The sequence below is a fragment of the bacterium genome (assembly GCA_035703895.1).
Taxonomy (GTDB): Bacteria; Sysuimicrobiota; Sysuimicrobiia; order Sysuimicrobiales; family Segetimicrobiaceae; genus Segetimicrobium.
Window position 1 is genome coordinate 1 of sequence record DASSXJ010000112.1, and the last position, 7,562, is coordinate 7,562.

At 66.2% G+C, this 7,562-nt stretch carries 5 protein-coding genes and 1 tRNA gene; 2 read left to right on the forward strand and 4 right to left on the reverse strand.

Annotated features, from left to right (window positions below; genetic code table 11):
• Positions 1-247 (forward strand): helix-turn-helix domain-containing protein (locus tag VFP86_07715; protein ID HET8999515.1); only part of this gene is annotated, 247 nt, incomplete at its 5' end.
• Between the two features lie 550 nt (positions 248-797).
• On the opposite strand, the gene VFP86_07720 is transcribed toward VFP86_07715, so the two are convergent.
• Together VFP86_07720 and VFP86_07725 are read right to left on the reverse strand one after the other, a co-directional pair.
• Positions 798-875: transfer RNA gene (locus VFP86_07720), tRNA-Glu, on the reverse strand.
• A 67-nt stretch (positions 876-942) separates the two neighbouring features.
• Positions 943-1,416 carry an NUDIX hydrolase gene (locus VFP86_07725; protein HET8999516.1) on the reverse strand — a complete coding sequence of 158 codons (474 nt, stop codon included), beginning with the start codon at positions 1,414-1,416 and terminating at the stop codon, positions 943-945.
• 103 nt (positions 1,417-1,519) lie between these two features.
• Between VFP86_07725 and VFP86_07730 the strand changes: the two genes are divergently transcribed.
• Complete coding sequence (locus VFP86_07730) at positions 1,520-2,065, forward strand: ImmA/IrrE family metallo-endopeptidase (protein ID HET8999517.1); 546 nt, start codon at positions 1,520-1,522, stop codon at positions 2,063-2,065.
• Here VFP86_07730 and VFP86_07735 read toward each other — a convergent pair.
• Positions 2,052-4,655 (reverse strand): EAL domain-containing protein, encoded by a 2,604-nt coding sequence (locus tag VFP86_07735; protein ID HET8999518.1) that lies wholly within the window; start codon positions 4,653-4,655, stop codon positions 2,052-2,054. The genes VFP86_07730 and VFP86_07735 overlap by 14 nt on opposite strands.
• A 137-nt stretch (positions 4,656-4,792) precedes the next feature.
• Entirely contained in the window at positions 4,793-7,300 is a 2,508-nt protein-coding gene (locus VFP86_07740) for an ATP-binding protein (GenBank protein HET8999519.1), read from the reverse strand.
• Positions 7,301-7,562 lie beyond the last annotated feature (262 nt).

Here is a 7,562-nt window from a genome sequence, read left to right on the forward strand (position 1 = left end):
CCTGATTATCCGCGACCTGCTGCGCAAAGGGCCGCTCAAGTTCCTCGATCTTGAGTTGTCGCTTCAGGGCATCAGCCCCAATACGCTGTCCGCCCGCCTCAAGACTCTGGAGGAGGCCGATCTGGTCGAGCGGCGCTTCTATGAGCAACACCCCCCGCGTGCGGAATATCTGCTCACCGCCAAGGGCCGCGAGCTCGGGCCGGTGCTGCGCGCCCTCAAGGACTGGGGTCTGAAACATACGCGCTGATGCGCAAACCATGTAAGGCGCATCAGCGGCCACACGGTCAGTCCTTTCAGGAGGGTCATTTATGCGTGACGGGGACATGGTGCCGACCGTGCGCCAGGTGTTGGAGTCGCTCCAGGGCCGCGAGGGGATCGTGTTTCCGCGGGCGGACGGCGGCATTTTCAGCCGCGACACGATATACGATGCATGGCAGCGAACGCTGGAGGAGGCAGGTGTTCGTCGGATCCGGCCCTACGACCTACGCCACACGTTCGCCAGCCTTTTGATTGCGGCCGGAAAGAACCCACTCTATATCGCCCGGCAGATGGGCCACTACTCGGCTGGGTTCACGCTCGACACCTATGGGCATCTGATGGAGTCCGTGCCCCGGCGTCGGGCGGAGTGGATCGACGAGATCGTGTTCTCCGAGGGGTGGCAGGCTGCACTCAAATTGCACTTGTTCGAAGCTCCGCGGAGCGCAGCGGCGTACAGTCCCCTGCCGCCCGGGGTAGCCCGCAAACCCGTGAAAAATCAGAAAAACCGTGGGGTCGTCAGTCGCCTGCAGCGGATCGTTTGGTGCCCCCAGCGAGATTCGAACTCGCGTTACCGGCTTGAAGGGCCGATGTCCTAGGCCGACCTAGACGATGGGGGCACGGTACTTCGGCTCTCACCTTATCACACCCGGGACCGTCCGCAAAGAGGTGTCGCCTCGTGCGGATTCAATCGGCCACGCGCTGGTCCTCACTCGCGTACGTCTCGATGAGGGCGCGGTGGTCGGCGCGCATCCCGGCCGGCCACGTTCCTCGCTCTAGGAACCTGACCTCGGGCACCTCCCCGCTCGGCCGAAACGTGCCGCCGATGAGCCTCGCCCTGTAGATCAAGGTGAGATGCCCGGGACCCGACACCTGCACCGTCAGGGGAGCCGTGACTTCGACCTCGAGCGCGGTCTCTTCGCGGACCTCGCGGACCACCGTCTCGGCGGGATCCTCGCCGCGACGCACCCATCCCCCGGGCAGCCCCCAGGGAGGGCCGGCGCGGTAGGTGTGCCTGGCGACGAGGACGCGGCCGTTTCTGTCGTGGACGACTGCGACAGCGCCGACGACGAAATGGGCATTACTTAACCAGAGGATCAGGCGCTTTCCCCAACCCGGGAGCGCGCGCCAGCACCACGAAACGAGCGGTGTGTGAATCATCCGGATGGGAGTTCGGTGGGACCGAGGGTGGCCCTGCCGTTGAACTCGGATCTCGTGCGCCGCGTACGCAAGAGGGATCGAGGATCGATATCGGAGGAGGAGCATGTCGAAACGCCGAAAGCGCACCCGGCCGTCGCCCACCTTCGCTCGTCTCCCACGCCGGGGCTACGTCATCCAGGAGAAGCACCTGCGGCGGTTTCGCAGCCTCGCCTTGCGTCGCGATACGACCTACGCCGGCTTGGTGCACATGGGCGAGGACGGGAATGAGATCTGGGTGGAAGCGGGTCTCTCAGAGGCCGAGAAGCGATTCACGATCGTGCACGAACTGGTGCACGCGCGCCGCCAGCGCGCTGGGGAGGAACTGCCGGACGAGCGGTTCGAGGAAGCCATCGTCGAGCTCGAGACCGTTGCCCGAGTGAACGGCCGGACCCTGGCGCAGATGCCGTCGGGGATCGCGCTGCGGGCGCTCCACGACTATCTGACCGGCGGCCGCCGGCACGATCCCGACACGCGCGTCGGGCTGCAGGCCATTTACGATCGGATCTGGACCGTGCTGGGAGGTCGTCGGGCCCGGCGAACCGCTGCGCTGTGGCCGGTACCGGCCCGCAGAAAGCCCGGCCGCCGCGGGAGGCGAATTACCCGCGCTTGATCGCGGTTGCGGGGTCGATCACGATCGACGTGACGTCCTTTGCGTCGGCGCCGATATGGAACCCCTGGACGTAGTCGACCCCGTATTCCCGCAGGAGCTCCACCGTCTCGGCGTCGCTCACGAACTCCGCGATCGTCTCCTTGCCGAGCCCGCGGGCCACCGCCACCATCGCCGCGACGAGCTGTTGATCCACCGGGTCCCTCGGCAGATCCCGGATGAAGCTCCCGTCGATCTTGAGATAGTCGACGGGCAGGTGCTTCAGATGGTAGAACGAGGCGAATCCCACTCCGAAGTCGTCGAGGCCGATCCGGCACCCCATCTGTTTGAGCGCCGCCACAAACTTCTCCGCCTGGTAGATGTTGGTGATCGCCGCCGTCTCGGTGACCTCCAGGATGAGCTTGCCCGGGTCGATCGACCAGACGCCCATCTCGCGCTTCATCATCGTCAGGAGTTCGGGGTCCGAGAACGCTTTGGCTGAGACGTTGATGACGAGGTTGAGGTTCCGCCCCGCTCTCCGGTGCGCCGCGATCAGGCGGATGGCGCGCTTCACGACCCAACGGTCGATCGCGTTGATCAGCCCAAACCGTTCGGCCGTGTCGAGAAACGCCCCGGGGAGGATGATCTCGTCTTTTTCGCCGGTCATGCGGAGCAGGAGTTCATAGTGTGCGATCGCATCGGCCCGCAGGTCGAGGATCGGCTGCGCCTGGAGGACGAACAAGTCCTGCTCCAGCGCCTCCCGAATCCGCCGCTGCCAGTTGAGGCGCGACGCGATCGCGGCCTGCCAGTCCCGATCCGGCTCGTACAGGCTGCATTGGTTCCGGCCATTTTCTTTCGCCTGGTACATCGCCAGGTCGGCGCGGGCGAGCAGGTCGCCGACCGTGACGCCGTGCTCGGGGAAGAGGGCGATGCCGATGCTTGCGGTTGCGTTGATGGGCCGCTCCTCGGCGGTGATCGTGCTCCGCTGCAGGGCGTCGATGATCGTCATGGCGAGCCCCTGCGCCTGGTCCGCGTCGGTGTGCGGCAGCAGGATCGCGAACTCGTCGCCACCCATCCGGGCGATGATATCGGTCTCGCGCAGCCGCTCCCGCAGCAGCCCCGCGATGTGGACGAGGAGCTGGTCTCCGACGAGGTGTCCGAGGCTGTCGTTGACATCCTTAAACTGGTCCAGGTCCACGAACAGCAGCGCCCCGTGGATGCCGTACCGGCGGGACTCCGCCAGGTGGAGGTCCAGTTCTTCTTCGAGGCGCCGCCGGTTGTACAGGTCCGTGAGGTGGTCGTGGGTGGCGAGCCGCACCAGCTGCGCTTGAAACCGCTTCTGATCGCTGATGTCGCGGGCGATGATCGAGAAGAACTCCACGGCGCCTTCCGGTCCCTTGTGAGCGATCATCACCATGGAGATGGGGATCTCGTGTCCGTGGCGGCTGGCCAGGACCGATTCTCCACTCCACCCGCCGTCGCGCACCGCGGTCGGCATCGCCTCATTCACGAGGAACGCCCGGGTCTCCCCGGGGTAGAGGTCGGGGAGGTCCACCCCGGAGACATCGTCGTCGGGACCGATACCCAGCATCCGCCGGCCCGCCCGGTTGATATAGAATCCTCGGCCCGGGACGTTGGTGATGATGACGCAGTCGGTCGTGGTCTCGATGATCTCCGTGAGTTGCTGCTGCGCCGCCTCGGTACGCCGGCGGTCGGTCAGGTCGGCGACCACAGCGATGATCCCGTTGATCGTCCCCCCGGCGTCGTAGATGGGGGCAACTGACACCGAGACCTCCACCAGCTCGCCGTCCTTCTTGGCGACCTGCGTCGCCACCTCGGTGAACGCCTCGCCGTGGAGGACCCGCTCGAGCAGTTCGACGAGCTCCTCACGGTGGCTCGGGGACAGAATGGGGTCGGGCTTTCCAACGACCTCGTCCGCGCTCCACCCGAAGATCCGCTCCGCCGTCTCGTTCCAGGAGCGGACGCACCCGCTGATATCGAGCGAGATCACCGCAAGGGGTGCGGCGTGGACGAGCGCGCGGAGCTGCTGGCTGGTCTCCTTGAGGGTCTCCTCCGCCCTCCGCCGCTCCACCGCGGCGGCCAGGACGTTCGCGACGCCCTGCAGAAAATTGATGTCTTCCTCATTGAACGTCCGCGGAGTGCCAGACCCCACGGCCAGCACCCCAAAAGGCTGCTCGCGTCCGGGGATCGCGATGCTCACGCCGCTTGCGACAGGCAGGCCGGGAGCGAACGCCGGCGTCTTGAACCGCCTCTCTTTCATGTAGTCTTCGACGACGACCGGCCTGGGGGAGGTCAGCGTGAACCCGGCCTGGGAATCGGGTCCACCGGGGACCGGGACGTTGTCGCGGGGGTTGTCCTTCCAACCGATCGCCGCGCACAATCGAAACGCCTGGATTCCCGGGATCAACTCGAGGATGTTGCAGTAAGACGCCTTGAGTACCCGCGCGACGGCTGAGACGGCCTCGCTCATCAGCGAGGAGGCCTCGACCCCCGACAGCGCGCGGTGGCCGAGCGTGGCCACCACGGCCTGTTGACGGGCCCGCGTGCCAGTCTGGTCAGGTGCCGGGGCGCTCCCGGCGGCGTCGTTGTTCACCGGCGAAGATTCCTGGGCACTTCGAGGGCGAATTCTTCCCTCCCCAAAGATGCTTTCTATTTAATGCCCATGAATCCGGGGTTCTGGACGGGACGGCGCTATGCGGCCCGCCTAAGGAGGGGGTGAGGGATCCTGTCCTAGGATGGCTTTGGGGGCGATGGCGGGGGTGGCGGTGTGTCCTTGGGGGGAGCGTCTTTCGGCGGTTCTTCCCGGGGGGCCTCGGGGGGTGGCACTGGAGTGAAATCACGAAACCGCCGGGCCAGGTTGTCGAGACGGTGGGCGACCCGGCCGTTCACCGAGCCGTCGGGGAAGCGCCCCTCGGCGTCGGCCTGCCCGGCCGGGGTGGCGGTGAGGATCTCGATCCCTTCGTCCACCGATCGGACCGCCCAGACGTGGAACCGGCCCTCCCGGCACGCCCCTACGACTTCTTCGCGGAGCATCAGGTCGCGGACGTTCTGGTGGGGGATGATGACCCCCTGGCGCCCGGTGAGGCCCTTCGCCTTGCACACGTAATAAAAGCCTTCGACCTTCTCGTTGACGCCTCCGATCGGCTGGACCTCGCCCATCTGGTTCACGGAGCCGGTGACCGCGATCCCCTGGTCGATCGGGAGGCCCGAGAGTTCGCTAAAGAGCGCATAGAGTTCCGTGGAACTGGCGCTGTCGCCGTCGACGTCCGAGTACAACTGCTCGAACGTGAGCGAGGCGGACAGGCTCAGGGGGTGTTGTTGGGCGAACCGGCTGGCGAGAAAGGACGAGAGCACGAACACGCCCTTGCTGTGGATCCGCCCCGACATCTGGGTCTCGCGCTCGATGTTGACGACGCCGCGGCTGCCGACGAAGGCCCGCGCCGTGATCCGGCTCGGCTGGCCGAAGGTGTAGTCCCCGAGTTGCAGCACCGAGAGCCCGTTGATCTGGCCGGTCACCTGCCCGTCCGTGTCGACGAGGATCACGCCTTTCTCGATCAGTTCTCGCAAGCGCTCCTCGATCAGGTTGCTCCGGTAGGCCTTTTCTTCGACGGCGCGGCGCACGTGCTCGCGGGTCACGAGCTGGCTCTGGTTCTGGCGGGCCCAGGCCGCGGCCTCGTAGATGATTTCGACCACTTCGTTGAATCGGGTGCTGAGCTTGTCCTGGCTGCTGGCCAGCCGGGCGCTGTGCTCGAGGACGGCCGCCACCCCGGACGGGTCGAAGTGGCAGGCGCCGGATCGGTAGCAGATCCCTGCGATCGCCCGGGCGTAGGCTCGCTGCGAGTCCGGTGTGCGATCGATGACCACGTCGAAGTCGGCCCGGATCTTGAACCACTTCTCGAACTCCTCGTCGTACGCGTAGAGGAGATGGTAGATGTCCGGGGTCCCGATGAGGACGACCTTGACGTCGAGCGGGATGGGATCCGGCCTGAGTGAGGCCGCCGGCATAAGGCCGGCAGCCTCGCCGAGGTTCTCAATGCGGATCTCGCCGTTGCGTAAGGCGCGCTTGAGGCCCTCGTAGGCGCCCGGGTTCGTCAAGACGTCCCGGGCGTTGAGCAGCAGGTACCCCCCGTTGGCGTGGTGGAGCGCGCCGGGTTTGATCATCGTGAAGTCGGTGATGAGCGCGCCGAACTCGGCCCGGTACTCCGCCCTGCCGACCAGGTTGTAGTAGGTCGGATTCGTCTCGAAGATCACGGGCGCGCCGCGCGTCCCCCGTTGGTCGACGAGGAGGTTGACTTGGTACCGGGCGTACGGATCCCGGCGGAGGAACGGGAGCTCCGGCCGCTGCTGCTCACCCGCCTCATCGTCGCCCGCCGCGCGCAGCTCGGCGAGATGATCGAGCATGTCTTGCTCGGCCGCGTCGAGGAAGGCGATGACCTGCGGATGGTCGTGGTACTGGTCCTTGAGGTGGGCGACCGGTCCGTCGATCACCGCCTTGGCCGTCTGCGTGTCGAACTCGCGCAGCGCTTCGCGGCCGTCCCGCTCGAGCGCCCGCGCCTTGCGCTGCGCCTCGGTCATCACCTCTTCGAGGTCCTTCATCCGGCCTGTGATACGCTCGCGTTCCGCCTCGGGCAGCGCCTGGAACACCTCCTGCGAGATCGGGCGGCCCTGGAGGTCTACCGGGATCGTGATGACGCCTGTCGGCGCTCGCTGGAGCGCAAGGCCGCGCGACTTGGCCTGTCCTTCGAGTCCTTGGAAGATATCGGCGAGCTGCTGCTCGTACCGCTTGGTCACCTCCGCGCGCCGCTGCTCGTAGGCTTCGCTCACGAACATGCGCTTGAGGCCGCCCCGGACTTCGGCGACCATCTCCGCGACGTGCTGCCGGAACGCCGCGCCTTGGCCGGGCGGCAGGGATATGGCGACAGGTTGGTCCGCGATGGCGAAATTGCGAACGTAACACCAGTCCCAGGGCACCGGTCGCGTCCCGGCGAGCCGGTCCACCTCTCCACGCGCATATGTGGTACGGCCCGTGCCCGGCGGCCCGCTCACAAAGATGTTGTAGCCGCGCTGGTCGATCCCCAGTCCGAACTGGAGCGCGTGCCTCCCGCGTTCCTGGCCGACGATCGTGGTCTCGGTCGGCAGGTCGCTCGTCGCCTTGAAGCCCAGTTCGGCGGGATCGCATACCCATCGCAGCGCGTCAGCCCGCAGCAGGCGGCTCTCTCGTACAGACGCCGGAGTCATGAGAGCCACACTTCGCTGGGGAGCAGAGGTTCGCCTCTTGACAGCGAAGAGGCCGTGCATATACTGATGTCTAGATATATAAACATCCACCCAGGACGACGCACATGAAGATTTCGCTGGGCGAAGAGACAATACAACGGATTCGTGCCGCCCTCGGAAACGATATCGACCTCGCTCCCGATCTCGTCCCCAATGTCCTTGCCCGACTTGCTGTTGAAGCGCCCTCGGTCTATTCGGAGGTCCTGGGGGAACTCTCGGGGTC

Excerpts from the sequence above, each read along its gene's own strand:
- VFP86_07740 (HET8999519.1), bottom strand. The coding sequence starts at position 7,300 with ATGACTCCGGCGTCTGTACGAGAGAGCCGCCTGCTGCGGGCTGACGCG.
- VFP86_07730 (HET8999517.1), top strand. The coding sequence starts at position 1,520 with ATGTCGAAACGCCGAAAGCGCACCCGGCCGTCGCCCACCTTCGCTCGT.
- VFP86_07725 (HET8999516.1), bottom strand. The coding sequence starts at position 1,416 with ATGATTCACACACCGCTCGTTTCGTGGTGCTGGCGCGCGCTCCCGGGT.